This window comes from Pseudomonas sp. PDM17 (genome assembly GCF_014851985.1).
GTDB lineage: Bacteria > Pseudomonadota > Gammaproteobacteria > Pseudomonadales > Pseudomonadaceae > Pseudomonas.
On the sequence record NZ_JACVAT010000007.1, the window covers coordinates 245,472 to 271,582 of the forward strand.

Sequence of the window (26,111 nt, forward strand, 5' to 3'; positions counted from 1 at the left end):
ACGTATCGTCACAAAGCCTTCAGCGGTGCTGCAGCATCGGTACCAGGTAGACCGGCACTTCGGCCAGCTGTACCAGGCGCGCGGCAGTGCGTCCCAGCGGCGTATTCAGCCCATCCCCGTGGCTGTGGCTGCCGGCGACGATGATGTCGACGTCCAGGCGCTTGGCCTCGTCGAGAATCACCATCGGCGCGTCCCCCTGCACCACGCGCACCGAGCGGATCAGCTCGGCGTCCTGGCGCGCTTCCCCCAGCTCATCGCGGAAGCCTTCCATCACCCGCTGCTCGATGCTGCCCATGACATTGGTCAGGCCATTGGTGCGCATCTCGTTCAGCGTGCCTTCATCCAGGTAGGTCTGCAGCACGGACTCGGCAAACAGCCCCAACGGTTCCACCGCGTGCACGACATACACCTCGGCTCCGTAGGCACGGGCCAGCGACAGTGCGTGCTGAAGGACGTAGGGAGCGTAAAGACCGAGGTCGGTGGCGTAAAGAATCGTTCGGATCATGCGGCCTCCTCGACTGCCTGCGCGGCGGGGCCTATCCAGCAGCGTAGCAGGAGAACGCGAATCGCTCCGAGAAGGCCGGATGTCGCGGCCGGGCGGCTAACCGGCGACCTTCTTCTCGTTGCTCACGCCATGGGGAACATGGCCGGTCGCCACTACCTCCCGAGCCTTCTCGCAGTGCATCGGCTGGTCGTCGAAGAACACGTCGGCGGCGAAGGCTTCGAGGAAGGCAGCCTTGTCCAGGCCACCGAGGAACAGCGACTCGTCCAGGCGGATGTCCCACTCGCGCAGAGTGCGGATTACCCGCTCGTGGGCCGGGGCCGAGCGCGCGGTGACCAGCGCCGTGCGGATCGGGCAGGACTCCTGCGGGAAGGCCTGCTGCACGCGGTTGAGCGCTTTGAGGAAGGGCTTGAACGGCCCACCGCCCAGAGGTTCGCGCGCGGACTCGCGCTCGTGGGTCTGAAAGGCTTCCAGGCCGCCCTGCTGGTAGACGCGCTCGGAGTCGTCGGAGAACAGCACCGCATCGCCGTCGAAGGCGAAGCGCAGCTCGCCATTGGCTTCCCGGCGGGTGCCGCCGGAAAGGATGGTCGCGGCAGCGAAGCCGGCATCCAGCGCGTTGCGCACGTCATCTATATGGGTCGATAGGAACAGGTGGCAGTTGAACGCCTTGAGGTAGGGATAAGGGCTACGCCCGCCGACGAACGCAGCGCGGGAGATGCCCAGGCCGTAGTGCTGGATGGAATTGAATACGCGCAGTCCGGTATCGGCGCTGTTGCGCGAGACCAGGACGACTTCCACCGGCGCGCTGTCGGTCCCGCCGTTGAGGGCGAGCAGCTTCTGCACCAGGGCAAAGGCATCGCCCGGCGGCAGGACTTCGTCCTCACGGTCGATCTGGTACTGGCGATAGGCTTCGACGCCCTCGCTTTCATAAACCTGATGGCTTTCCCGCAGGTCGAACAGCGCCCGCGAGGAAATCGCCACCACCAGCTTGTCGCCCAGCCCTTTTGCCATGCTTCCCCCGGTGCTCGTCAGCGAGTCTGGTTGCGCACGTCGATGAACCGCAGCGCGCGATACAGCGCCTCGATCTTCGGCAGTTCGCGCCCGGCCTTGCGCGCAGCTTCCAGAGGCGCCGCGTAGATCGCGCCCAGCTCCAGCGGCCGGCGCTGGGCAAAATCATGGTACATGCTGGGCAGGTAGTCCGGCATGGCATCGGTGGAGTTGAGCATCGCCCCGACTATGCCCTGGGGCAGCGAGTGCCCGCACGCGGCGGCGCCGGCGATGACTTCCTCCATCAGTTCGGCCACCAGGGTGCGACTGTCGGGGTTGTCCATGATCGCCCGCGTGCCGCTGTCGAGCAGCACCGAGAGGCCGTTGTAGGGGATGTTCCAGACCAGCTTCTGCCAGCGCGCCTGCTCCAGATTGGGCATGGCGTTGGAGTCCAGGCCGGCGCTACGGAACAGCGCAGCGCCCTCCTCCACGATCGCCTGGCGCGCTTCGGCCTCCGGAGCGGAACCCGAGTGATAGCCGATGTTCACCCCGCCGAAGGCCTGGTGTTCGATCACACCCGGTTCGGCGCGGTGCACGCAGATGAAGCAGAGCCCGCCGAGCAGGTGGATGTGTCCGGGCAGCAGCGCGCGCAGTTCGTCTTCCACGGCAAGGCCGTTCTGCAGCAGCAGGACCTTGGCGCCTTGCGCAGCGGCCTGAATGATCAGCGGCGCGAGGTCGGCGTTGCTGGTGGTCTTGGCGCCCACCAGCAGCCAGTCGCAGGACGGCATCTTCGCCACATCGTCGTAGGCGTTCACCGGCGACAGGCTCAGCGCGCCGTGCACCTGGCTGTTCAGACGCAGGCCGTTCTGCGCGACGGCGGGATACTCGCTGCGCAGCAGGAAATGAACGTCATGGCCGGCGCGGGCCAGCATCAGGCCGTAGAAACCGCCAATGGCGCCGGTTCCGATGATGCCGATTCGCAGATTCATCAAGGCAATTCCTCAGCAGGACGCGCCAGGGCAGCGCGCAGGGCTTGGATCAGGGGTTCGGGGCGCAGCGGTGCGTGCACCGGGCCCAGGAAATGGCTGTCGCGCACCAGGAACAGGGACGGCAGATGGAAGACCTCATAGCGCTCGACCAGGCCGCCGCTGTGCCCGGCGTCGATCCAGCACAGGCGGTCGATGGGCAGGCCGAACTCCGGCAGCACCTGCCGCGCCCAGCGACAGGTGGAGCAGCCAGCGCCGGTGAAAATCAGCAGCGATACGCCCGGCAGCTCCAGCAGCCGGCGGTCGGCATCCAGGTCGGTCAGCTCCAGGGCCGGCACTATACTCAAGGTGCCACCACTATAAAGATTGCAGTCGGAGCGTTCCGTCATGCGTCAGTTCCTGCGCCACCCGTGCGATTTTCCGGTCGAGCTGGTCATCCGCAAACAGACTTTCCTGCCGCGCCAGCGGTTGCACAATATCAGCCTCGGCGGCGTCGCGTGCAATTCGCCACGGGGCTTTCGCCGCGGCACCTCCATCGAGCTGCGCATTCCCCTGCTGGGCGACTCCGCCTGCTACCCCGGCGTCATCGCCTGGAGCCGCAAGCAGGCCAGCGACTACCGCGTAGGCATTGCCTTCATCGACGAAGACACCCTGTTCCGGGCGCGCATGGTCGAGCAGGTCTGCCAGATCGAGCAGTACCGCCGCCAGCAGGAACAGGCGAGCGGCAGCAGCCTGCCGTTCGAGACCCTGGCGCTGGAGTGGATCGCGCAGAACGCCGCCGACTTCCCGATGTTTTGCGCGGTCTGATCGGCACCCCGCAGAAAGTCGCGCAAATGCCCGTGTTGCGGGCATTTTCCTGCATCGAGCCATTGTCGAGGCTACGCCTGAACGGTTAAGGTTCGGGTTCCCCTTAGCGACACCTCTGCCTGCGCCCCATCGCACGGGGATTTCTGGCGGCCGGCACCCGTGACCTGATTGAGTACCACGATGGCTGATTTACAGATCGACGACCTTAACGTTGCCTCCAACGAGACACTGATCACGCCGGAGCAGCTCAAGCGCGAAATCCCCCTGACCGACGCCGCCCTGCGCACCGTCGCCAACGGCCGCCAGGTCGTCCGCGACATCCTCGACGGCAAGGACCACCGCCTGTTCGTGGTAATCGGCCCCTGCTCGATCCACGACATCAAGGCCGCCCACGAATACGCCGAGCGTCTGAAGGTGCTGGCCGCAGAAGTCGCGGACACCCTGTTCCTGGTGATGCGCGTGTACTTCGAGAAGCCGCGCACCACAGTCGGTTGGAAGGGCCTGATCAACGACCCGTACCTGGACGACTCCTTCAAGATCCAGGACGGCCTGCACATCGGCCGCCAACTGCTGCGCGACCTCGCCGAGATGGGCCTGCCCACCGCCACCGAGGCGCTCGACCCGATCTCCCCGCAGTACCTGCAGGACCTGATCAGCTGGTCGGCCATCGGCGCACGCACCACCGAATCCCAGACCCATCGCGAGATGGCTTCCGGCTTGTCCTCGGCGGTCGGCTTCAAGAACGGCACCGACGGCAGCCTGACCGTGGCGATCAACGCCCTGCAGTCGGTATCCAGCCCGCACCGTTTCCTGGGCATCAACCAGGAAGGCGGCGTCTCCATCGTCACCACCAAGGGCAACGCCTACGGCCACGTGGTGCTGCGTGGCGGCAACGGCAAGCCGAACTATGACTCGGTCAGCGTCGCCCTGTGCGAACAGGAACTGACCAAGGCGAAGATTCCCCTGAACGTGATGGTCGACTGCAGCCACGCCAACTCCAACAAGGACCCAGCCCTGCAGCCGCTGGTGATGGACAACGTCGCCAACCAGATCGCCGAAGGCAACAACTCCATCGTCGGCCTGATGGTGGAAAGCCACCTGGGCTGGGGCGCGCAGCCGATCCCGAAGGACCTGTGCCAGTTGCAGTACGGCGTGTCGATCACCGATGCTTGCATTGACTGGGACACCACCGAGAAGGCCGTGCGCAGCATGCACACCAAGCTCAAGGAAGTCCTGCCCAAGCGCCAGCGCGGCTGACGCTCAAGGCACGAACGAAAAAAAAGCCGGGCATCTGCCCGGCTTTTTCTTTGGCGCTACGGCCATTCGGCAAGCACAAAAAAACCCGGCATTGGCCGGGTTCTTTCATTTCAGCGCGCTGAACGTCAGAGCGCTGTATCGGTGTGACGCTGGCGGCGTTCCAGGTAGCGCTCGACGTAGGAGCACGACGGGATGACGCTATAGCCCTTGCGCTCGGCGAACTGCAGCGCATGTTCGGTGAGCGCGGCAGCGATGCCGCGGCCGCGCAGGCTGTCCGGAACGAAGGTACGGTAGATGTCGAGCGTCTGCTTGCCCAGATCCATGTAGGCCAGATAGGCGCGATGACCATCAACAGTCGTTACGAACTGGTGGCTGGTTTCATCATGCTGGATGGACAACGACTCACTCACTTGCTCTCTCCTTCGCAGGGCCTCACAACATGACCCGCACCTGATTGATCTTGTTCAGGCGGAGGAACATTTCCGCCGAGCCCGTCCCGATCATGACGGTGATATAGACCCGGCCGTTCTCCACCTTGTGCAGCACACCCTGATAATAGGCACCATCAAACGTGATGAACTGCAGGCGCTTGCCTGTGTACTGGGCAAGACTTTCAACGCTAACGAACTCATATTGCTGCGTTTTGGCCTGCGACTCAACCGTTTCCGGGGCCGAAACCATTTGATACTGGCTTTCCGGCGTGAGTTTTTCCTTAGCCGGTTCGACCCACGCGAACCCCAGCGGTGTGACTGACTGCTGGTTCACTAAGACGACCGGATGGAGCATCTGGATCACATCCTTAGGCTCGAAAAATTGCAGACCGTCCCAGGCCATTCCCTCACTGGGCATCAGCTCGATGCGCAGCGAACGCGGATCTTCCAGGTAACGGCCATAGGCCTCGAGTAGCGGCTTGTCGAGCGCGACGCGCTGCTGGCGCAAGGCCTTGTCGAATTTCTCCAGCGACAGCGCGGTGTAGGCTTTCTGATCGACGCCCAGCTTGCCACGGCAGAATTCGCTGACCCGACGCTGGTACTGGTTGTCGTTCATCTCGAAGACGACCTGGGATACCCGGGGCGGGTTCACGCGCATGTCGCCCGGGCGCTCGGAGACGTTCATCAACGTCATGCTGGTGTGCATGTCGAGCATGTCGCGAGTATCGCTGCGCAGGTCAAAGGTCAGGGTCTGCGCACCCGGCTGCATGCGATAGGAGAACTCGATATCCGACTCGAGGGTGCGGTACCCCATCTGCAGCAACTCATCGACGCCGATGTTGCGAACGTTGCCGCAGGCCACTTCGCTCATGGCAGTGAAGGCGCTCTTCTCTGCCGGCTTGGCGTACAGCGATTGCATGAACGGGCCGTGGATCTGCAACTCGACGCCCTTCAGGTCCACCGCCATCTGCTCCGGCAGCTTGCCCTCATCCAGACGCTCCTTGAAGCTCAGCAGCTCGCGCAGCCCATTGAACTTCAACTGGGCGTGGGAGACCTTCAGGCTGTCACCGGCCATGGGGACCCTGATCACCACGTTCTGCAAACCGACACGGCCGTCGAAGGACGAGGAAATGCCGCCATAGGTAATTTCCATGAACGGCGAGACGCGGGCGATGGCGTCGTTCACCACGCTGCGCACCGAAAGCCAGAGCGACGCCTTGATGATGAGGGCGATCGCCACGACGGCGAATAGGGACCACTTGAGAATCTTCGACATGGCGGGCACATCCTGGATTGTGCGAGAGCGGGGCGTAGGGATACTGGCAGCTTAACAGTACGCCTGAGACCTCTCCACGAACGCCGTCGGAATTTGCGTGCACAGTACACAGAATTCGCCCGATTTTAGTGGCATGCAGCTGACTCACCAGTCAGTCAAAACGCTTTACGCACCAGGCCTGCGTCAGTATGTTCTGGCCACTTCCAACCCAAGGACTGCAACCCAGGACCCTCTGCCATGAGTGAGCTGATCAGCTACCAATTCGAAGACGGCATCGCCACCCTGACCCTGAACAACGGCAAGGTGAACGCCATCTCCCCGGCGGTCATCGAAGCCTTCAACCAGGCCCTGGACCAGGCGGAGAAGGACCGTGCCATCGTCATCGTCACCGGCCAGCCGGGCATTCTCTCCGGCGGCTACGACCTCAAGGTGATGACCTCCGGCCCGGAAAACGCCGTGAACCTGGTGGCCGCCGGCTCCACCCTGGCCCGCCGCATGCTGTCCCACCCGTTCCCGGTCATCGTCGCCTGCACCGGCCACGCCGTGGCCAAGGGCGCCTTCATCCTGCTCTCGGCGGATTACCGCATCGGCGTCGACGGGCCGTTCCAGATCGGCCTCAACGAAGTGGCCATCGGCATGACCATGCACCACGTCGGCATCGAACTGGCCCGTGACCGCCTGCGCCGTTCCGCCTTCACCCGCTCCGTGGTGAACGCCGAGATGTTCAACCCGCGCGACGCCGTGGACGCCGGTTTCCTCGACAAGGTGGTGCCGGCCGAACAACTCCAGGCCGCTGCCCTGGAGGCCGCCCAGCACCTGAAGAAGCTGAACATGACCGCCCACCGCAACACCAAGCTGAAAGTGCGCAAGCAGTTGCTGGAAACCCTGGACAAGTCCATCGAGCTGGACCGGAACCACCTGGCCTGATAGCCCGATGACCAAAAGCCCGGCCTGGTGCCGGGCTTTTTCATGCCATCACTATTACCTAAATAGCAATACTGATTAAGCCTGTTTGCTATTTTTCAAAAATTATTACGCATTAACCTATAGATGAACCCGAAACAAACCAACCCAGAGGTGTTCATCATGAAACTCAACATCATCGCCGCCAGCGTACTGGCCGCCGCTACCGCCTTCGCCGCCCAGGCCAGCTTTGCCGAAGAGTCCCCGCTGATGCAGGACCGCATGGTTCACATGACCCAGGCCGCTATTCAGCAACAACAGTCCGAGCAGTCCGCCAGCCAGGTGAATGTCGAAGCCGCTTCCAAGCAGGGCTGAAACTTTCACATCCCGCCAGCCGCCTGCAGCAGGTGACGTCATGCAACCCTGCCCGAAGCGAAAAGCCCGGCGTGATGCCGGGCCTTTCAGGGACGATGACGCAACCTCAGTGCTTTTCGACGGCCGCCACGCCCGTCGCCTCCCCTCCCTGACGAGGGTCAAGCAGCCATGAAGCCCGCCAGAGTTCCGGAAACATCCGATAGCGTCCCGCCACTCACCTCCTTGCGTCTGGTCGTAGCGCCGCCATCTATCAATTTGCCTGATACCGGGAACCAACCGGCATCGTTATTCAATCGAAATGACCAAAGCGACACTGGGCCATCACTTCCCCTGACCCGAGTCGCCAGCATGAACCGCCAAGCCCACCGCTACGCCCGCAACGGCGCCCTCGCCGCCCTGGGGCTCTACACCATCGTGATCCTGGTGGTCACCGCCCTCAGCGCCGGCTTCGACGGCGCACGCCGTGCCCCGGTGGACAACATCGACCGCAGCGGGCTCTTCGAACGCTTCAACCAGGCGGTGCCCGTGGCACTGCAAGGGCTCCAGGAAGCGCTCACGCCTCACTCCTGATTCCGCTTCGCTGGCGCGTCGCGCCAGGCTGGCCAACACTCAATCCCTGCAGAACGACTCCCGACCGATCCAGCAGCAGGGTGGGCTTGAGCATGGGCCGAGTCATCGCTTCCGCCGTCTACAGCAAGGGCCGCAAGGTCTCCGACATCCCGCTCGAGGACGGCTACCGCTGGGCGTGTCAGCCCGACCACTTCGTCTGGACCGGCCTGCAGGAGCCAACGCCGGAAGAGATGTTCAACCTGCAACGGCAGTTCAACCTGCACGAACTGGCCGTGTCAGACGCGCTGGAAAAGCACAGCCGGCCGAAGCTGGAAACCTTCGGCGACGCGCTGTTCATCGTCATCTACTCACCGATCCGCGCCGATAGCCGGCTGATGTTCGTCGAAACCCACCTCTTTGCCGGCATCGGCTACATCATCAGCGCGCGCCACGGCTTCTCCCAGTCCTACGCCCAGGTCCGACAGCGGTGCGAGGCGCGACCACTGCTGCTGGCCCATGGCACCGACTTCGTGCTCTACGCCCTGCTGGACTTCGTGATGAGCAACTACGAGCCGGTGGTCGAGGCGATCCGCGCGGAGATTGAGGAGGTGGAACAAGAGGTGCTGCGCAAGTCGCTGACCCAGGAGCAGATCGAAAAGATCTACGGCCTGCGCCGTGAGGTACTGCGGCTCAGGCGCTATGCCGCGCCCATGGTGGAAATCTGCCAGGAGCTGCAGCGCCTGGACTTCCCTTTCATCGACAAGCAGATGCGCCCCTACTTCCGCGACGTGGCGATCCATGTGAACCGCCTGCTCGAAGACCTCACCACTTTGCGCGACGTGGCCAGCCAGACCATCGAGGTCGGGCTGGCGCTGGAGTCCTCGCGGCAGAGCGTGGTGCAGCGCAAGTTCGCCGCCTGGGCAGCCATCCTCGCGTTCCCCACTGCCGTGGCCGGCATCTACGGGATGAACTTCGAGTACATCCCGGAGCTGCACTGGCACTACGGCTACTTCCTGATCATGGGGCTGCTGGCGCTGGGCTGCGTCGGGCTCTACATCAGCTTCAAGCAGGCCGACTGGCTCTGACCGCAAGCTACAGATGCCCCCGGGAAGCTCCACCCATCCTACAAAAGCCGTTTGCCGATACCCCGTCTCCAGAATCGAAAACGCCGCTCGATTGAGCGGCGTTTTCAGTCAACAGAGCAGGAGTCAGGCCGCGCTCTTCTTTTCATCACGCCCCTGCTGGACGAAGCGCATCATCCATTCGCCGACCGCCGTGCCCTGGTGCGGGCGCGAAAGGCTGTCGATGCCGGACTGGAACACCGGCTCGCTGAAGATGTGCTTGCGGAGCTCGAGGATCGCCTGGGAATAGTCGCTCTGGAACTCCGGGTGGCCCTGGAAGCACAACACCTGGTCGCCGATGGCGTAGGCCGCGTTCGGGCAGAAGTCGCTGGAGGCGATGCGACGTGCGCCGTGGGGCAGCTCGGTAACCTGGTCCTGGTGGCTGACCAGCAGGGTCAGGCCATCGCCCGGCGCCGGGCTCATCCACTCCGGCTGCTCCTCGATGCGGTAATCGTGGATGCCCACGCCCCAGCCCTGGCTCGCGCGCTCGGTCTTGCCGCCCAGCACCAGTGCCAGCAGTTGGTGGCCGAAGCACACACCCAGCAGCTTGTCGCCGCGCTGGTAGAGCTTGAGCACGTAGTCCTTGAGGGTCTGGATCCAGGGATCAGTGCCGAAGGAGTCCGCCTTGCTGCCGGTCACCAGGTACGCGTCGAACTTCTCATCTTCGGGCGGGTAATGCCCTTCCACCACGTTGTAGACCGTGAACTCGGCCGGAACGGGTTGCTTGGCGAACAGTTGCTGGAACATCCAGCCATAGCCCTTGTACTGATCGATGAGTTCGGGGCGGAGGATGTCGGTTTCCAGAATGCAGATGTGCAACGACATGCAGGGGTGATTCCTGGGGGGTTGGCGGCTGATAAGAATGGTTTTCCTGACACTGATGAAACGCGCGTGAAAATTACGCCCTATTTTTTCACCACACAAGATGCCGGGGCCGATTCTTGTGTAGGAATTTCAGGGGAAATACCGGAAAAACCGACTTCCTTCAATTGCACGGATGCACAGGAGTGACGGCCGGTTGGCAAGGATTCAGCTGATGGACTGCCTTTGCAGCAGCAAGTTCGTGTCCAGGACCTGCGCGTACTCGCCCTGCAAGTTGGCCAGGGACATGGCGTGAACGTCCTCGGCGCTGCGCTGCACACCGTTGAAATCGCGCTTGTCGAAGGCGAAACAGGCGTCCGCCACGACCTGCGTAGTGAAGCCCAGGTTGCCCGCCGTGCGCGCCGTGGCCTCCACCGAGTTGTTGGTGCTGACGCCACAGATCACCACTGCCCCGATGCCCCGCGCACGCAACCAGCGCTCCAGGCCACTGTTGATGAAAGCGTCGGGGACGTTCTTCTCCACCACGTGTTCGTGTTCCAGCGGCGCCAGCGCCTCCTGGAACTCGGCGCCCGTCTGTCCGGGCCAGAACGGCGAGCCCGGCGTGCGCGACATGTGGCGGATATGCACCAGCGGCCAACTTCCCCGGCGCCAGGCAGCCAACAGTTCGCCGATGCGCTGCTCGGCCTGCGGGTTGTTGCGCGGCTCCAGGCTGTCACGCATGCCTTTCTGCTGGTCGATTATCAACAAGACGGGAGGCGTCATCGGAGCGATCCTGCTGAAGGGGAAGACGCCATCCTACGGTTTGCACAGGCAAGAAAAAACCGGCACAGGGCCGGTTTTTCTTGCAGGTACGGTCAGAACTGCTCGTTACGTGCGGCCTTCTCCAGCAGCAGCGCCGGCGGCAGGAAACGCTCGCCGTACTGCTCGGCCAGGTACTCGGCGCGGGCGACGAAGTCCTTCAGGCCGTACTGGTTGATGAACTGCAGCGCGCCGCCGCTCCAGGCCGCGAAGCCAATGCCGAAGATCGAGCCGATGTTGGCGTCGGCGGTGGAGGTCAGCACGCCCTCCTCCACGCAGCGCACCGTCTCGATGGCCTGCACGAAGAGAATGCGGTCGCGCACGTCCTCGGCAGATATCTGCGCGTCAGCCTTCTCGAAGCGCTGCTTCAGCTCCGGCCACAGGTGCTTCTTGCCGTTGGCGGGATAGTCGTAGAAGCCGGCGCCGGCGGCTTTGCCCGGGCGCTTGTACTCGTTGACCATCAGGTCCACCACCGCGAAGGCCGGGTGTCTGGGCAATTGCTTGCCTTCGGTTTCCAGGTCCTTGCGGGTCTGCTCGCGGATGTGGGTCATCAGGCTCATCGACACTTCGTCGCTGATCGCCAGCGGGCCCACCGGCATGCCGGCCTGGCGCGCCTGGTTCTCGATCATCGCCGCCGACACCCCCTCACCGAGCATGGCAAGGCCTTCGTTGGTGAAGGTGCCGAACACGCGGGAGGTGAAGAAACCACGGCTGTCGTGGACGACGATCGGTGTCTTCTTGATCTGCAGGACGTAGTCGAAAGCGCGGGCCAGGGTGGCGTCGTCGGTCTTCTCGCCACGGATGATCTCCACCAGCGGCATCTTGTCCACCGGACTGAAGAAATGCAGACCGATGAATTTCTGCGGCTGCGCCACGGCTTCGGCCAAACCGGTGATCGGCAGGGTCGAGGTGTTGGAGGCGATCACCGCATCGGGCAGCGCGGCAGATTCGGCGGCAACGCTGACCTTGGCCTTCAGACCACGGTCCTCGAACACCGCTTCGATGATCAGGTCGCAGCCTTCGAAGTCAGCGTCGCTGGCGGTCGGCTTGATCCGTGCGAGGAAGGCGTCGCGCTTCTCGGCGCTCATCTGGCCCCGGCTGACCTTCTTGTCCAGCAGGCCGGCGGAATAGGCCTTGCCCTTCTCTGCCGACTCCAGGGAAACGTCCTTGAGCACCACCTCGATGCCGGCGGCGGCCGAGACGTAAGCGATGCCCGCGCCCATCATGCCGGCGCCGACCACCCCGACCTTCTTCGTCTGCTGCGGCGGGATGCCCTGCGGACGGGACTTGCCGGCGTTGATCTCGTTGAGCTGGAACCAGAAGGTGCCGATCATGTTCTTCGCCACCTGGCCGGTGGTCAGCTCGGTGAAGTAGCGCGCCTCGATCAGCTGAGCGGTGTCGAAGTCCACCTGCGCGCCTTCGACGGCGGCGCACATGATCTTCTCCGGCGCCGGGAAGCAGCCCTTGGTCTTATCGCGCAGCACGGAAGGCGCGATGGCCAGCATCTGCGCCACGGCCGGGCTGGATGGCGTGCCGCCGGGGATCTTGTAGCCAGCGCTGTCCCACGGCTGCTTGGCGGCCGGGTTGGCAGCAATCCACTCACGGGCCTTGCTCAGCAGCTCGTCGCGGCTGGAAGCCAGCTGATGGATCAGGCCGGCCTTGAGTGCCTGGTCCGGGCGCACCTTCTTGCCTTCGGCCAGGTACGGCAGGGCCTTCTCCAGGCCGAGCAGGCGCACCATACGCACCACGCCGCCACCTCCTGGCAGCAGGCCCAGGGTGACTTCCGGCAGGCCGAGCTGGACGTGGCTTTCGTCCAGGGCGATGCGGTGGTGACAGGCCAGGCAGATTTCCCAGCCGCCGCCCAGGGCCGCGCCATTGATGGCGGCGACCACCGGCTTGCCGAGGGTTTCCAGGCGACGCAGCTGGCCCTTGAGCACCAGGATGCCTTCGTAGAAGGCCTGGGCATCGGCCTTGGTCACCTTGATCAGTTCATTGAGGTCGCCGCCCGCGAAGAAGGTCTTCTTCGCGGAGGTGATCACCACGCCGGCGATCGACTCTTTCTCGGCTTCCAGGCGCGCCACGGTGGCGGCCATGGCCTCGCGGTAGACACCGTTCATGGTGTTGGCGCTCTGGCCGGGCATGTCCATGGTCAGGACGACGATGTTGTCCTGGCCTTTCTCGTAACGGATGGCGTCGGTCATTTTCTTGTTCTCCGGCCTCAAACCCTTTCGATAATCGTCGCGATGCCCATGCCGCCGCCCACGCAGAGGGTGGCCAGGCCGTAGCGCAGGTTGCGCCGCTCCAGTTCATCCAGCAGGGTGCCGAGGATCATGCAGCCGGTGGCGCCCAGCGGGTGGCCCATGGCGATGGAGCCGCCGTTGACGTTGACCTTGCTCTCCGGCACACCCATGTCCTTCATGAACTTCATCACCACCGAGGCGAAGGCCTCGTTCACCTCAAAGAGATCGATGTCCTCGGCCTTCAGCCCGGCCTTGGCCAGCGCCTTGCGGGTTGCCGGCGCGGGGCCGGTGAGCATGATGGTCGGGTCGGTGCTGGTCACTGCGGTGGCGACGATGCGCCCGCGGGCCTTCAGGCCCAGCTCGCGGCCCTTGGCCTCGGAGCCGATGAGCATGGCGGTGGCGCCGTCGACGATGCCGGAGCTGTTGCCCGGCGTGTGCACGTGTTCGATGCGTTCGACGAAGCTGTACTTGCGCAGTGCGCTGGCGTCGAAGCCCATCTGCCCCATCATTTCGAAGCTGGGCTTGAGCGCGCCGAGGCCTTCGAGGGTGGAATCTGCGCGAATGAATTCGTCATGGTCGAGCAGAACGATGCCGTTCTGGTCGGTCACCGGTACCAGGGATTTGGCGAACAGCCCTTCGGCGCGGGCCTTGGCGGCCTTCTGCTGCGAGCGCAGGGCGAAGGCGTCGACGTCGGCGCGGCTGAAGCCTTCCAGGGTGGCGATCAGGTCGGCGCCGATGCCCTGGGGCACGAAGCTGGTGTGCAGGTTGGTTTCCGGGTCCAGCGCCCAGGCGCCGCCGTCGGAGCCCATGGGCACGCGGGACATGGACTCCACGCCGCCGACCACCACCAGGTCCTCGAAGCCCGAGCGCACCTTCATGGCGCCCAGGTTGACCGCTTCCAGGCCCGAGGCACAGAAACGGTTGATCTGCACGCCGGCGACCTGCTCGTCCCAGTCGGCGACCAGCGCGGCGGTCTTGGCGATGTCCGAGCCCTGGTCGCCCACCGGGGTCACGCAGCCCAGGACGATGTCGTCGACCTGTGCGGTGTCGAGCTGGTTGCGCTGCTGCAGCGCGCGCAGGACCCCGGCCATCAGGTTGACCGGCTTGACGCTGTGCAGCGCGCCGTCCTTCTTGCCCTTGCCGCGGGGAGTACGCACCGCGTCGTAAATGAATGCTTCGGTCATGGCGTTCTCTCTTAGAGTTGTCGTCACGCAGGCGTGGCGTGTCGGCCTACCTTAGCGGCGTATCGGCGCGCGGCAATGACCGCAGCGCTCAGCGCAATTGACCGCCACGCTCAGCCACCGACCGGCGGCGAACGGGTCGAAGGCTCTGGAAAGGGGCTGCCGGAGCAGGCAGACGAACGGTCGAAAAGCTGAACAGAGCTGTCACGGCCCGGTCATATAGAGGGAATATGCCTGAAGCTGCAGGACTTGCTGCCAGATGGTCTAAGCCCCCGCGGCACTAGGCTTAGACTCAATCAGGCAGATGATGCGAAGAGTGCCGTTGCCGGGTTTTGCCGGCTCGGCTCGATAAACCAGAAGCCAAGGCATGCGCGTCACTATCAACAGGCCGTGAGTGAGCCGTGCCAAGAACAAGAAAGGCGGAAGGACATCATGGACAAACAATCGAGAAAGTGGCGTCAGGCTAGCCTGATCGTCTTCGCAACCACCGTTGTTTTGATCATCCCCAATCTGAGTCGTCTGGTCGGCTAGGGCCAACACCCGGCAACCCCGCCGCTGCGTACCGCGCGCCGCCATCCGCGAGCCACGGTCAACGCAGCGCGGGAGCCACCTGCCTCCTGCTGCGCCCACTCCTCTGCTAATGTTCCGCGGCCCTCTCCCGCCACGGATGCGACCATGCGCCCACTGCTGCTGACGCTGCTGCTGCTCTGCCCCACCGCTTTCGCCGCCACGCTCACCCTGGAATTGCCCGACGGCAAGCACGACTTCAGCACGGAACAACTGCTGGCCAACCCCAGGACGCAGGACATCGAGATTCCTGCCGACGTCTCCTACAACCGCACCATGCATTACCGCGCGGTACCGCTGGCGGCGCTACTGCAAGGCGTGAAGCCGGCCGACCACCTGCAGGCCGTGGCGCTGGACGGCTTCGCCGCCGAACTGCCGGCCGCGCCGCTGCTGGCTGAAAAAGGCTCGCGCGCCTGGCTGGCCATCGAGGAGGCCGGCAAACCCTGGCCACCGTTGGCCGAAGGCAAGCCTTCCGCCGGGCCTTTCTACCTGGTGTGGACCGATCCGAAAGCCGCCGGCATCGGCCCGGAGCAATGGCCCTTCCAGGTCGCCAGCATCCGTTACCTCAAGCCGCTGGCCGAGCGCTTCCCCGCGCTGCTGCCCGCGAAGAATGCGCCTGAATCGGTGCAGAAGGGCTTCGCCCAGTTCCAGAAGAACTGCCTGGCCTGCCACCGCCTGAACGGTGCCGGCGACTCGCAGTTCGGCCCGGACCTGAACCTGCCGCACAACCCCACCGAGTACTTCGCGCCGGGCTATCTCAAGCAGTACATCCGCGATCCGCAGAGCCTGCGGCACTGGCCGGAAGCGCGGATGAAGGGCTTTGCGGCGGATGTACTCAGCGATGCGGAACTGGAGCAGATCGTCGCCTACCTGAAGCACATGGCGGGGCGGAAGGTGAAGGCTGGCGGGTAACCAAACCGGCACGGTAATGGCTCGCGAGCATGCTCACTCCTGCAGAGCATCCATCGAAAGTTCCGGGTGCATCGGCGCAAGGGATTGCCCTCACCCTAACCCTCTCCCAGAGGGAGAGGGGACCGTTCGGAGCAGGATGAAACGACCGCGTCAGCCGGCACGGACGGCTCCCTCTCCCTCTGGGAGAGGGCTGGGGTGAGGGGGTTTCAGCTCAAGCGCAGATGCTTAACCAGGCCTCAGTGCCAGTAATCCCCCGGTGGCGCCGGCAGCTCGCCCAGCAGCTGTCGCAGCCCCGCGCCCCACTGGTTGCGAATGCCCTCGAAATACGGGTCACCCTCCTGGATGCGGTACCCCGCCGGCACTTCCAGGCTGCCCTCGCGGTACACCAGCAGGTCCAGCGGCATGCCCACCGAGAGGTTGCTGCGGATGGTCGAGTCGAAGCTGATCAGCGCGCAGCGCAGAGCCTGTTCCAGCGGCGTGGCGTAGCTCATGGCGCGGTCGATGATCGGCTTGCCGTACTTGCTCTCGCCGATCTGGAAGTACGGCGTATCGCGGCAGGACTCGATGAAGTTGCCCTGCGGGTAGACGTTGAACAGACGCGGCACTTCGGCGCCGATCTGCCCGCCGACCAGGAAGGAGCTGCCCAGGTCGACACCCTGGTTCTGGCCAATGTTCTCGTCGTGATCGACCACTTCGCGCAGCGTCGCACCCACGAGGCGCGCAGCCTCGAAGAGATTCTCCACCGTGCCGAGGTTCGGTCCGTCGCCGCCCATGCGCTGGCGCAGCGTGCTGATCACCGACTGCGAAGTGGCCAGGTTGCCGGCGCTCTGCACCACGATCAGGCGCTCCCCCGGCGTGCCGAAGACATGCAGCTTGCGGAAAACGGCGATGTTGTCGACGCCGGCGTTGGTGCGCGAATCGGAAACGAAGACCAGGCCCTGGGCGAGGTTCATGGCGACACAGTAGGTCATGGCTTTCTCATGGCGGCAGGAACTGGCACCGATCTTATGCCGGTGCCGTTGCTTGTGCCACGCATCCTCACTGCTGCGCCTGCTGCATCTGCTGCAGATGACCCGGCGCCACGGTGACGCGGGCGTGCATCTGTTCGCCGCCACCGCCCCGGCGCATTCCCCGCACCGGGCAGGCATCGAGGTAATCCAGGCCCACCGCCAGTTTCAGATGCCGCGCAGGGCGATCCAGCACGTTGGTCACGTCGAAGCTGTACCAGGCGTCATCGAGCCAGGCCTCGGCCCAGGCGTGGCTGGCCAGGTGATCCTCGACGTCGGTATAGAGATAGCCGGAGACGTAGCGCGCCGGCACACCGAGGTAGCGCAGGCAGGCGAGGAAGGCGTGAGCGTGGTCCTGGCAGACGCCCTGCCCGGCCGCGAAGGCTTCGGCGGCGGTGCTGTCCACCTGGGTCGAGCCGGGCACGTAGGCGATGCGCTCGTTCAGCGCCTGCATCAGCCGAATCATCGCCTTGCGGTCGCGGCGATCGGCACACTGGGCACGGGCGAACTCCTGCAGCGCGCCGTCGGCCTGGGTCAGCCGGGTGCTGCGCAGGAACGGCAGCGGCGACAGGTGATCGTGCTCGCGCTCGTTTTCCACATCGATCTCCACGTGGCCGTGGGCGGCGATGACGATGGCCTCGTGGGGCTCATCCAGAGTCAGTACGTGAAGGATGTTTCCGTAGGCATCGCGCTGCGGGTGTGCCGGTCGCGGCAGGTGCAACTGCCAGTCGAGCACATGCTGGCGCTCGCTTTCCTGCGGAGTCAGGCGCAGGTACTGGATGCTCGCGCGTACCTGGTCTTCGTAGCGGTAGGTGGTGTCATGGCGGATGGAGAGTTTCATGCGGCCTCCAGGTACGAGCTGTGAATGGCATTGGCGAGCTGACGAACCAGCCCGATATGGTCGGTGATCCAGGGATGCAGGCCGCTGCCCAGCACTTCGTCGATGCCGGTGTAGCGCACCCGCGCTTCCAGTTCGGCGGCCAGGCGCTGGGCCGGGCGGCCGTTGATGCCGGGCAGGCTGGCGAGGATCTGGCGCAGCTCTTCGGCGCAGGCCAGCAGCGAGCGCGGGACGTCCTCGCGCAGCAGCAGGAGTTCGGCGATATTCCGTGCGTTGAGGGCGTCGCGGTACAGCTCGGTGTACCCCTCGAAGGCCGACAGCGCGCGCAGCAGCGCGGTCCACTGGTAGTAGCCGCGCGCGGTGCCTTCGGCCGGGCCAGCGCTGTGCTCACCCAGCACCTGATGGCGCGCGTCGAGCAGGCGCAGGGTGTTGTCGGCGCGCTCGATGTAGGTGCCAAGGCGGATGAAGTGGAAGGCGTCGTTACGCATGCTGGTGCCGAAGGTGGCGCCGCGGAACAGGTGCGAGCGGTCTTTCACCCATTCACAGAAGTGGCTGATGCCGTAGCGCAGCAGGCCCTGATGGGCGATGTCGCGCATCTCCAGCCAGGTGGCGTTGATGTTCTCCCACATGTCGGTGGTGATCCGTCCGCGCACCGCATGGGCACCGGCACGGGCCGCGCCGAAGCAGGAATAGATGCTCGCCGGGTTCTGCGCATCGAGGGCGAAGAAGTTCAGCAGGCGCTCGGCGTGCAGCTCGCCATGGCGGGCGAGATAGGCGTCGAGGTTGCCGGTGATCAGCAGCGGCATGGCCAACTCCTCCAGGCCATCGCCACGGCCGTCCTGGGGCATCAGCGACAGCGAGTAGGACACGTCGAGCATACGCGCGAGGTTCTCGGCGCGCTCCAGGTAACGCGACATCCAGTACAGGTCGGAAGCGGTTCTACTGAGCATGCTTAATCCCCCACCACCCAGGTGTCCTTGGTACCGCCACCTTGTGACGAGTTGACGACCAGCGAACCCTCGCGCAGCGCCACACGGGTCAGTCCGCCGGGCACCAGGCGCACGTTGTCCGGCGCGGACAGCACGAACGGCCGCAGGTCGATGTGGCGCGGGGCGATGCCGTTCTCGACGAAGGTCGGGCAGGTCGACAGGCTCAGGGTGGGTTGCGCGATGTAGGCCTCCGGGCGCGCCATCAGCCGGGCGCGGAAGGCTTCGATCTCGGCGCTGCTGGCAGCCGGGCCGACGAGCATGCCGTATCCGCCGGAGCCCTGCGCTTCCTTCACCACCAACTCGGGCAGGTGCGCCAGCACGTGGGACAGGTCCTGCGGGCGGCGGCACTGCCACGTCGGCACGTTGTGCAGGATCGGCTCCTGGTCGAGGTAGAAGCGGATCATCTCCGGCACGTAGGGATAGACGGACTTGTCATCGGCGACGCCGGTGCCGATGGCGTTGGCCAGCACCACATTGCCTGCACGGTAGGCGGCCAGCAGGCCTGGCACGCCGAGCATGGAGTCGGGGTTGAAGGCCAGCGGGTCGAGGAAGTCGTCGTCAACCCGCCGGTAGATCACGTCCACCGGCATCGGGCCGGAGGTGGTGCGCATGTAGACGCGCTCGTCGCGGACGAACAGGTCGGCGCCTTCCACCAGCTCCACGCCCATCTCGCGGGCCAGGAAGGCATGTTCGAAGTAGGCGCTGTTGAAGCGGCCGGGCGTCAGCACCACGACGCAGGGCTGCTCCACTTCGCTGGCCTGGCGCAGGGTGTCGAGCAGCAGGTTCGGGTAGTGGTCGATGGGCGCGATGCGCTGGGCGCCGAACAGTTCGGGGAACAGGCGCATCATCATCTTGCGGTTCTCCAGCATGTAGGAGACGCCGCTGGGGGTGCGCAGGTTGTCTTCGAGCACGTAGTAGGCGCCGTTGCCGTCGCGCACCAGGTCGATGCCGGCGATGTGCGCATAGACGTTGCCGGGCACGTCCAGGCCCTGCATGGCCAGCTGGTACTGGTCGTTGGCCAGGACCTGCTCGGGCGGGATCAGGCCTTCCTTGAGGATGCGCTGGTCGTGGTAGAGGTCGGCGAGGAACAGGTTGAGCGCCTGGACTCGCTGGATGCAGCCGGCCTCGATGATCTTCCACTCGCTGGCAGGAATGCTGCGCGGGATGGTGTCGAAGGGGATCAGGCGCTCGGTGCCCTGGTCGTCGCCATAGAGGGTAAAGGTGATGCCCGCGCGATAGAACAGCAGGTCGGCCTCGCGACGGCGCTGCTGCAGCTGTTCGCCGGGCATGTCCGCCAGCCAGCGGGCGAACTCCGTGTAGTGCGGTCGGCAGGCGCCAGCGGCGTCATGCATTTCGTCATAGAACACCCGAGCCATCTTCCACTCCTTGTTGCCGCTCTCACTCGGCTGCAGGTGCCGTCGCAAGGCCCGTGCCAGAGGTCGATTTCCTGTCCATTCAATGACTTGCAAAGGCTGTTTGCGCAGGCCGCACTGCCATGGTGCGAAACCGCCACCGACCCTGCGCGCCGCGCCCTTTTTGGGGCCACGGGCCGCGCCAGGGCTCGCTTGTCAGCCTCCGGGGCCAGAACTACGCTGCAAGAGCGTGGCCATTCCCCATGGACTCGCAGCGGTCAACGGAGGTGCCATTTTTCTGCGCGCTGGTTCCGCAGTGGCTCCCACACGAAGAACAACAGGAGTCCGTCCATGTCATCAGTGCAATTGCTTTCACTGAAAGTCGCGGCGCTGGCCTTTGCCGGCGCCGGCCTGCTCGCCAGCGGCTCGTTGCAGGCCGCCGAGGCGCTCAAACAGCTCGGCAACCCCGAAGGCGCGCTGGATATCATTGCCTGGCCCGGCTACATCGAACGCGGCGAGAGCGACAAAAACTACGACTGGGTCAGCCAGTTCGAGAAGGACACCGGCTGCAAGGTCAACGTGAAGACCGCCGCCACCTCCGACGAGATGGTCAGCCTGATGGCCAAGGGTGGCTACGACCTGGTCACCGCGTCCGGTGACGCTTCCCTGCGGCTGGTCTACGGCAAGCGCGTGCAGCCGATCAACATCGCCCTGGTGCCCAACTGGAAGAACGTCGACCAGCGCCTGCAGAACGCGCCCTGGCACACGGTGGACGGCAAGCACTACGGCACGCCCTACCAGTGGGGGCCGAACGTGCTGATGTACAACACCAAGGTGTTCCCCAAGGCGCCGGAAAGCTGGAGCGTGGTGTTCAGCGAACAGAAGCTGCCCGACGGCAAGAGCAACAAGGGCCGCGTACAGGCCTATGACGGCCCGATCTACATCGCCGACGCGGCGCTCTATCTGAAGACCGCCGAGCCCAAGCTGGGCATCCAGGACCCCTACGAGCTCAACGAGGAACAGTACGCCGCCGCGCTCAAGTTGCTGCGCGGCCAGCAGAAGCTGATCCACCGCTACTGGCACGATGCGACGGTGCAGATGAGCGACTTCAAGAACGAAGGCGTGGCCGCTTCCGGCTCCTGGCCGTACCAGGTGAACGCGCTGCTGGGCGAGAAGCAGCCGATCGCCTCGACCATCCCCGGCGAAGGCGTCACCGGCTGGGCCGACACCACCATGATGCACGTCGACGCCAAGCACCCGGTGTGCGCCTACAAGTGGCTGAACTGGTCGCTGGAGCCCAAGGTGCAGGGCGACGTCGCCGCCTGGTTCGGCTCGGTGCCCGCCTCGCCCGATGGTTGCACCGGCAGCCAGCTGCTGGGCGAAAAAGGTTGCGCCACCAACGGCTACGACCAGTTCGACCGCATCGCCTTCTGGAAGACCCCGCAGGCCAAGTGCGACCAGGGCCAGTGCGTGCCGTACAGCCGGTGGACGCAGGACTACATCGCGATCATGGGCGGGAGGTGATGCTGCATTGCTCGCCTGAAAGCCCCTCTCCCCAGCCCTCTCCCTGAAGGGAGAGGGGGTATCCGAGTCAGGCATGCTGCCGTGCAAATAGCATGCTTGGGCGCAGGTTGATGCCATGATTACTCTTGATGCCGATCCAGTCCCCTCTCCCTTCAGGGAGAGGGTTAGGGAGAGGGAGCTCGGCATCAGCCACACCATGGATTCCGACTGACCAAGCACCCTCTTCCCCATGCGCTACCTTTTCTGATGCAGCCCCCGCCATTCAGGTAGCCAGCAGCATGACCACAGCCGTCCAGTTCACCGACGTGAGCCGTCATTACGGCGAGGTGCGCGCCGTCGATTCGGTATCCATCGAGATCCGCGACGGCGAGTTCTTCTCCATGCTCGGCCCTTCCGGCTCAGGCAAGACCACCTGCCTGCGGCTGATCGCCGGCTTCGAGCAACCCACCTCCGGCTCCATCCGCATCCATGGCGCAGAAGCGTCGGGCCTGCCGCCCTACGAGCGCGACGTGAACACAGTATTCCAGGACTACGCGCTGTTCCCGCACATGAGCGTGCTGGACAACGTCGCCTACGGCCTGAAAGTGAAAGGCGTGGCCAAGGCCGAGCGTTACCACCGCGCCGAAGAGGCCCTCGGCATGGTCGCCCTGGCCGGGTACGGCAAGCGCAAGCCGGCGCAGCTCTCCGGCGGCCAGCGCCAGCGCGTCGCCCTGGCCCGCGCCCTGGTGAATCGCCCGCGCGTCCTGCTGCTGGACGAACCTCTCGGCGCGCTGGACCTGAAGCTGCGCGAACAGATGCAGGTGGAGCTGAAGAAGCTGCAGCGCCAGCTCGGCATCACCTTCATCTTCGTCACCCATGACCAGAGCGAAGCGCTGTCCATGTCCGACCGCGTGGCAGTGTTCAACAAGGGCCGCATCGAACAGGTCGACACCCCCGGCAACCTCTACCGCCGCCCCGCCACGCGCTTCGTCGCCGAGTTCGTCGGCACCGCCAACGTGCTGCGTGGCGATCTCGGCCAACGCCTGCTGGGCGAGTCGCGCCCGTACTCGCTGCGCCCCGAGCACGTGCGCTTCGGCCATGCGGGCGAAGGCGAGCTGGAAGTCAGCGGCACACTATTCGACGTGCAGTACATGGGCGCCAGCAGCCGCTACGAGATCGAACTGGAAAACGGCGTGCGCCTGGTCGCCGCCCTGCCCAACGGCGAGCGAGAGGAGCAACGGCCGAAACCAGGTGACGCGGTGACCGCCTGCTGGGCACGCAGCGCGCTGGTGCCGCTGCTCGAGGAGCCGGCGCCGTGAGGGCGATCTCCAGCTTTCTCTACCGGCGCAGCACGCTCTACCTGCTGATGCTGCTGATCCCGCCGCTGCTGTGGTTCGGGGTGATCTATATCGGCTCGCTGTTTGCCCTGCTCTGGCAAAGCTTCTACACCTTCGACGACTTCACCATGGCGGTGACGCCGGACCTGACCCTTGCCAACTACCAGGCCCTGTTCAACCCGGCCAACTACGACATCGTCCTGCGCACCTTCAGCATGGCGATTGCCGTGTCGGTGGCCAGCGCCGTCCTCGCCTTCCCCATCGCCTACTACATGGCGCGCTATGCCGGGCCCAAGGAGAAGGCCTTCTTCTACATCGCAGTGATGCTACCGATGTGGGCCAGCTACATCGTCAAGGCCTACGCCTGGACGGTGATCCTGGCCAAGGGCGGCATCCTCTACTGGATAATCGAGCACCTGCACCTGCTCGGCCTGCTGGACCTGCTGCTGCAAGTGCCAGGCGTGGGTGGAAACACCCTGTCCACCTCGCACCTGGGGCGCTTCTGGGTGTTCACCTACGTCTGGCTGCCGTTCATGATCCTGCCGATCCAGGCTGCCCTGGAACGCTTGCCGCCATCGCTGTTGCAGGCCTCGGCGGACCTTGGCGCGCACCCGCGGCAGACCTTCTTCCAGGTGATCCTGCCGCTGGCCTTCCCCGGCGTGGTGGCGGGCTCGATCTTCACCTTCAGCCTGACCCTGGGCGACTTCATCATCCCGCAGCTGGTGGGCCCCAGCGGGCTGTTCATCGGCACCATGGTCTACGTGCAGCAGGGCGCGGTGGGCAACATGCCGCTGGCGGCGGCCTTCACCCTGGTGCCCATCGTGCTGATCGCCGTCTACCTGTCCATCGCCAAGCGACTGGGGGCTTTCGATGCGCTCTGAGGCACATTCCACCGATCGCCCCTCCTGGTTCCTGCGCCTGGCAGCCTGGGGCGGGCTGGTGTTCCTGCACTTCCCGATCCTGGTGATCCTGCTCTATGCCTTCAACACCGAGGAGTCGGCCTATAGCTTCCCGCTGCAGGGCTTCACCCTGAAGTGGTTCAGCATCGCTTTCCAGCGCGGCGACGTGCTCGACGCCATCTGGCTGTCGGTGAAGATCGCCTGCGTGGCCACGCTGATTGCCATGGTCCTCGGCACCCTGGCCGCCGGCGCGCTGTACCGCCGCGACTTCTTCGGCAAGGAGAGCATCTCGCTGATGCTGATCCTGCCCATTGCCCTGCCCGGGATCATCACCGGTATCGCCCTGCTGTCGGCATTCAAGACGTTGGGGATCGAGCCGGGCTTCCTGACCATCGTCATCGGCCATGCGACCTTCTGCGTGGTGATCGTCTACAACAACGTCATCGCGCGCTTCCGCCGCACCTCCTTCAGCCTGATCGAGGCGAGCATGGACCTGGGCGCCGACGGCTGGCAGACCTTCCGCTACATCATCCTGCCGAACATCGCCACGGCGCTGTTGGCCGGCGGCATGCTGGCCTTCGCCCTGTCGTTCGACGAGATTATCGTCACCACCTTCACCGCCGGCCACGAGCGCACTCTGCCGCTGTGGCTGCTCAACCAACTGAGCCGCCCGCGCGATGTGCCCATCACCAACGTCGTCGCCATGCTGGTGATGCTCGCCACCATGCTGCCGATCCTCGGCGCCTACTACCTGACGCGCGGGACCAGCGACGTGGCAGGGAGTGGGAAATGACTCTGTGCCGAACGCCCCCTCCCTAGCCTTCCCCCTGAAGGGAGAGGGAAACCCACTGAAGAAAAGGAGCCTCCGATGCAAACCAAACTCCTGATCAACGGCCAGTTCGTCGCCGGCGAAGGCGCCCCGCTGGATATCCTCAACCCCGCCACCGGCACCGTGATCGGCCAGATCGCCGAGGCCAGTGAAGCCCAGGTGGACAGCGCCGTGCGCGCCGCCGACGCTGCCTTCGACGGCTGGTCGCAGACCGCGCCGAAAGACCGCGCCATGCTCCTGCTGCGCCTCGCCGACCGCATCGAAGAACACGCCGAAGAGTTGGCCCGGCTGGAATCCGACAACTGCGGCAAGCCCTACGCCGCGGCGCTGAACGACGAGATCCCGGCCATCGCCGACGTATTTCGCTTCTTCGCCGGTGCCTGCCGCGTGCTGCCAGGTTCCGCCGCCGGCGAGTACCTGCCTGGCTTCACCTCGATGATCCGCCGCGACCCGGTGGGCGTGGTCGCCTCCATCGCACCGTGGAACTACCCGCTGATGATGGCCGCGTGGAAGCTCGGCCCGGCGCTGGCCGCCGGCAACTGTGTGGTGCTCAAGCCTTCGGAGCAGACGCCGCTGACCGCTCTGCGGGTGGCCGAATTCATTGCCGAGCTGTTCCCCGCCGGCGTGGTCAACCTGGTCTTCGGCCGCGGCCCGAGCGTGGGCGCGCCGCTGGTGAGTCACGACCTGGTGCGCATGGTTTCGCTGACCGGCTCGGTGGGAACCGGCAAGGCCATCATCCGCAGCGCCGCCGACAGCGTGAAGCGCCTGCACATGGAGTTGGGCGGCAAGGCCCCAGTGATCGTCTTCGACGACGCCGACCTGGAAGACGTGATCGCCGGCATCCGCACCTTCGGCTTCTACAACGCCGGGCAGGATTGCACCGCCGCCTGCCGCATCTACGCCGGCAAGAAGGTCTACGACAACTTTGTCGCCGACCTCGCCAGCGCGGTGTCGAGCCTGAAGACGGGCCTGCAGAACGACCCTGATACCGAGCTTGGTCCGCTGATCACCGGGGCCCAGCGCGACCGCGTTGCCGGTTTCGTCGAGCGCGCCAAGGCCAGCCCGCACATCCAGATCGCCACGGGTGGCAGAGTGGTCAGCGGCAACGGCTTCTTCTATGAGCCGACGGTGGTGGCCAACGCCCAGCAGGACGACGAGATCGTCCGCCGCGAAGTGTTCGGCCCGGTGGTATCAGTGACCCCGTTCAGCGACGCCGACGAGGCGGTGCGTTGGGCGAACGACTCCGACTACGGACTGGCCTCGTCGGTGTGGACGAAGGATGTCGGCCGCGCCTCACGGGTGGCGGCGCGGCTGCAGTACGGCTGTACCTGGGTGAACACCCACTTCATGTTGTGCAGCGAGATGCCCCACGGCGGCTTCAAGCAGTCCGGCTACGGCAAGGACCTGTCCATGTATGGCCTGGAGGACTACACCGTGGCGCGGCACATCATGTTCAAGCATTGAGCCGGTGGCAGAACGGATTACCTGTAGAAACAACAGCGCTCTTCTGCGCAATCCGTGCCTGGGCTATCCCCCTCACCCCAACCCTCTCCCTTAGGGAGAGGGGGCAGTCCGTATCGGCTGACACCAAGGTTTCATCCTGCACCGAACGGTCCCCTCTCCCGCTTGCGGGAGAGCGGTTA

26 protein-coding genes are annotated in these 26,111 nt (G+C 64.9%); 12 read left to right on the forward strand and 14 right to left on the reverse strand.

Features of this window, described 5'->3' with window-relative positions:
• Positions 1-19: 19 nt before the first annotated feature.
• From IB256_RS24620 to IB256_RS24635, 4 genes are all read right to left on the reverse strand, one after another.
• Positions 20-505, reverse strand: a complete 486-nt coding sequence (locus IB256_RS24620; RefSeq protein WP_081520591.1) for a universal stress protein — start codon at positions 503-505, stop codon at positions 20-22.
• A gap of 96 nt (positions 506-601) precedes the next feature.
• Positions 602-1,513 (reverse strand): 5'-nucleotidase, encoded by a 912-nt coding sequence (locus tag IB256_RS24625; protein WP_192295403.1) that lies wholly within the window; start codon positions 1,511-1,513, stop codon positions 602-604.
• Positions 1,514-1,530: 17 nt separating this feature from the next.
• Positions 1,531-2,478: a putative 2-dehydropantoate 2-reductase gene (locus IB256_RS24630; RefSeq protein ID WP_192295402.1), complete on the reverse strand. Its 948-nt coding sequence runs from the start codon at positions 2,476-2,478 to the stop codon at positions 1,531-1,533.
• The gene (locus IB256_RS24635) at positions 2,478-2,864 is read right to left on the reverse strand and encodes a thioredoxin (RefSeq protein WP_192295401.1); all 387 of its coding nucleotides are present in this window, start codon (positions 2,862-2,864) and stop codon (positions 2,478-2,480) included. Before IB256_RS24635 ends, IB256_RS24630 begins: the two co-directional genes overlap by 1 nt.
• Between IB256_RS24635 and IB256_RS24640 the strand changes: the two genes are divergently transcribed.
• Together IB256_RS24640 and IB256_RS24645 are read left to right on the forward strand one after the other, a co-directional pair.
• Entirely contained in the window at positions 2,863-3,282 is a 420-nt protein-coding gene (locus IB256_RS24640; protein WP_081520595.1) for a PilZ domain-containing protein, read from the forward strand. The two genes, IB256_RS24635 and IB256_RS24640, sit on opposite strands and share 2 nt — an antisense overlap.
• Before the next feature lie 180 nt (positions 3,283-3,462).
• Complete coding sequence (locus IB256_RS24645; protein ID WP_192295400.1) at positions 3,463-4,539, forward strand: 3-deoxy-7-phosphoheptulonate synthase; 1,077 nt, start codon at positions 3,463-3,465, stop codon at positions 4,537-4,539.
• Between the two features lie 125 nt (positions 4,540-4,664).
• On the opposite strand, the gene IB256_RS24650 is transcribed toward IB256_RS24645, so the two are convergent.
• Both IB256_RS24650 and IB256_RS24655 read right to left on the reverse strand, forming a co-directional pair.
• Entirely contained in the window at positions 4,665-4,949 is a 285-nt protein-coding gene (locus IB256_RS24650; protein ID WP_024765462.1) for a GNAT family N-acetyltransferase, read from the reverse strand.
• Positions 4,950-4,971: 22 nt separating this feature from the next.
• Complete coding sequence (locus IB256_RS24655) at positions 4,972-6,246, reverse strand: hypothetical protein (protein ID WP_192295399.1); 1,275 nt, start codon at positions 6,244-6,246, stop codon at positions 4,972-4,974.
• A gap of 237 nt (positions 6,247-6,483) precedes the next feature.
• On the opposite strand from IB256_RS24655, the gene IB256_RS24660 reads away from it, so the two are divergent.
• The 4 genes from IB256_RS24660 (at position 6,484) to IB256_RS24675 (ending at position 9,158) form a co-directional block, all read left to right on the forward strand.
• The gene (locus tag IB256_RS24660; RefSeq protein ID WP_045208591.1) at positions 6,484-7,173 is read left to right on the forward strand and encodes a crotonase/enoyl-CoA hydratase family protein; all 690 of its coding nucleotides are present in this window, start codon (positions 6,484-6,486) and stop codon (positions 7,171-7,173) included.
• Between the two features lie 159 nt (positions 7,174-7,332).
• The gene (locus IB256_RS24665; protein WP_081520664.1) at positions 7,333-7,524 is read left to right on the forward strand and encodes a hypothetical protein; all 192 of its coding nucleotides are present in this window, start codon (positions 7,333-7,335) and stop codon (positions 7,522-7,524) included.
• A gap of 348 nt (positions 7,525-7,872) precedes the next feature.
• Entirely contained in the window at positions 7,873-8,094 is a 222-nt protein-coding gene (locus tag IB256_RS24670; protein WP_081520598.1) for a hypothetical protein, read from the forward strand.
• Positions 8,095-8,186: 92 nt separating this feature from the next.
• A complete protein-coding gene (locus IB256_RS24675) occupies positions 8,187-9,158 on the forward strand; it encodes a magnesium and cobalt transport protein CorA (protein WP_081520665.1) in 972 nt (323 codons plus the stop codon).
• A gap of 123 nt (positions 9,159-9,281) precedes the next feature.
• Here IB256_RS24675 and IB256_RS24680 read toward each other — a convergent pair whose 3' ends face one another.
• The 4 genes from IB256_RS24680 to IB256_RS24695 form a co-directional block, all read right to left on the reverse strand.
• Positions 9,282-10,019, reverse strand: coding sequence for an amidotransferase (locus IB256_RS24680; protein WP_081520599.1), 738 nt, complete (start codon positions 10,017-10,019; stop codon positions 9,282-9,284).
• A gap of 204 nt (positions 10,020-10,223) precedes the next feature.
• On the reverse strand, positions 10,224-10,778 hold the full coding sequence (locus tag IB256_RS24685; RefSeq protein WP_192404451.1) for a cysteine hydrolase family protein: 555 nt from the start codon (positions 10,776-10,778) through the stop codon (positions 10,224-10,226).
• A 92-nt stretch (positions 10,779-10,870) separates the two neighbouring features.
• Positions 10,871-13,015 carry a 3-hydroxyacyl-CoA dehydrogenase NAD-binding domain-containing protein gene (locus IB256_RS24690; RefSeq protein ID WP_192404452.1) on the reverse strand — a complete coding sequence of 715 codons (2,145 nt, stop codon included), beginning with the start codon at positions 13,013-13,015 and terminating at the stop codon, positions 10,871-10,873.
• A 17-nt stretch (positions 13,016-13,032) separates the two neighbouring features.
• Positions 13,033-14,238, reverse strand: a complete 1,206-nt coding sequence (locus IB256_RS24695; protein WP_192404453.1) for an acetyl-CoA C-acetyltransferase — start codon at positions 14,236-14,238, stop codon at positions 13,033-13,035.
• A gap of 672 nt (positions 14,239-14,910) precedes the next feature.
• Between IB256_RS24695 and IB256_RS24700 the strand changes: the two genes are divergently transcribed.
• Complete coding sequence (locus IB256_RS24700) at positions 14,911-15,714, forward strand: c-type cytochrome (protein WP_192404454.1); 804 nt, start codon at positions 14,911-14,913, stop codon at positions 15,712-15,714.
• A 236-nt stretch (positions 15,715-15,950) separates the two neighbouring features.
• Here IB256_RS24700 and IB256_RS24705 read toward each other — a convergent pair whose 3' ends face one another.
• The 4 genes from IB256_RS24705 to IB256_RS24720 form a co-directional block, all read right to left on the reverse strand.
• Positions 15,951-16,685 (reverse strand): proteasome-type protease, encoded by a 735-nt coding sequence (locus IB256_RS24705; protein WP_192404455.1) that lies wholly within the window; start codon positions 16,683-16,685, stop codon positions 15,951-15,953.
• Between the two features lie 67 nt (positions 16,686-16,752).
• A complete protein-coding gene (locus tag IB256_RS24710; RefSeq protein ID WP_192404457.1) occupies positions 16,753-17,562 on the reverse strand; it encodes a transglutaminase family protein in 810 nt (269 codons plus the stop codon).
• Complete coding sequence (locus IB256_RS24715; RefSeq protein ID WP_045208605.1) at positions 17,559-18,509, reverse strand: alpha-E domain-containing protein; 951 nt, start codon at positions 18,507-18,509, stop codon at positions 17,559-17,561. Before IB256_RS24715 ends, IB256_RS24710 begins: the two co-directional genes overlap by 4 nt.
• Before the next feature lie 2 nt (positions 18,510-18,511).
• Complete coding sequence (locus IB256_RS24720) at positions 18,512-19,924, reverse strand: circularly permuted type 2 ATP-grasp protein (protein WP_192295392.1); 1,413 nt, start codon at positions 19,922-19,924, stop codon at positions 18,512-18,514.
• A 327-nt stretch (positions 19,925-20,251) separates the two neighbouring features.
• Between IB256_RS24720 and ydcS the strand changes: the two genes are divergently transcribed.
• The 5 genes from ydcS (at position 20,252) to IB256_RS24745 (ending at position 25,932) form a co-directional block, all read left to right on the forward strand.
• A complete protein-coding gene (gene ydcS, locus IB256_RS24725; RefSeq protein ID WP_192404459.1) occupies positions 20,252-21,424 on the forward strand; it encodes a putative ABC transporter substrate-binding protein YdcS in 1,173 nt (390 codons plus the stop codon).
• 278 nt (positions 21,425-21,702) lie between these two features.
• On the forward strand, positions 21,703-22,722 hold the full coding sequence (locus IB256_RS24730) for an ABC transporter ATP-binding protein (protein ID WP_192295390.1): 1,020 nt from the start codon (positions 21,703-21,705) through the stop codon (positions 22,720-22,722).
• Between the two features lie 47 nt (positions 22,723-22,769).
• Positions 22,770-23,621, forward strand: coding sequence for an ABC transporter permease (locus IB256_RS24735; RefSeq protein WP_225601947.1), 852 nt, complete (start codon positions 22,770-22,772; stop codon positions 23,619-23,621).
• Positions 23,611-24,432 (forward strand): ABC transporter permease, encoded by an 822-nt coding sequence (locus tag IB256_RS24740; protein ID WP_192404461.1) that lies wholly within the window; start codon positions 23,611-23,613, stop codon positions 24,430-24,432. Before IB256_RS24735 ends, IB256_RS24740 begins: the two co-directional genes overlap by 11 nt.
• A 75-nt stretch (positions 24,433-24,507) precedes the next feature.
• Complete coding sequence (locus tag IB256_RS24745; protein WP_192295388.1) at positions 24,508-25,932, forward strand: gamma-aminobutyraldehyde dehydrogenase; 1,425 nt, start codon at positions 24,508-24,510, stop codon at positions 25,930-25,932.
• Positions 25,933-26,111: the final 179 nt, after the last annotated feature.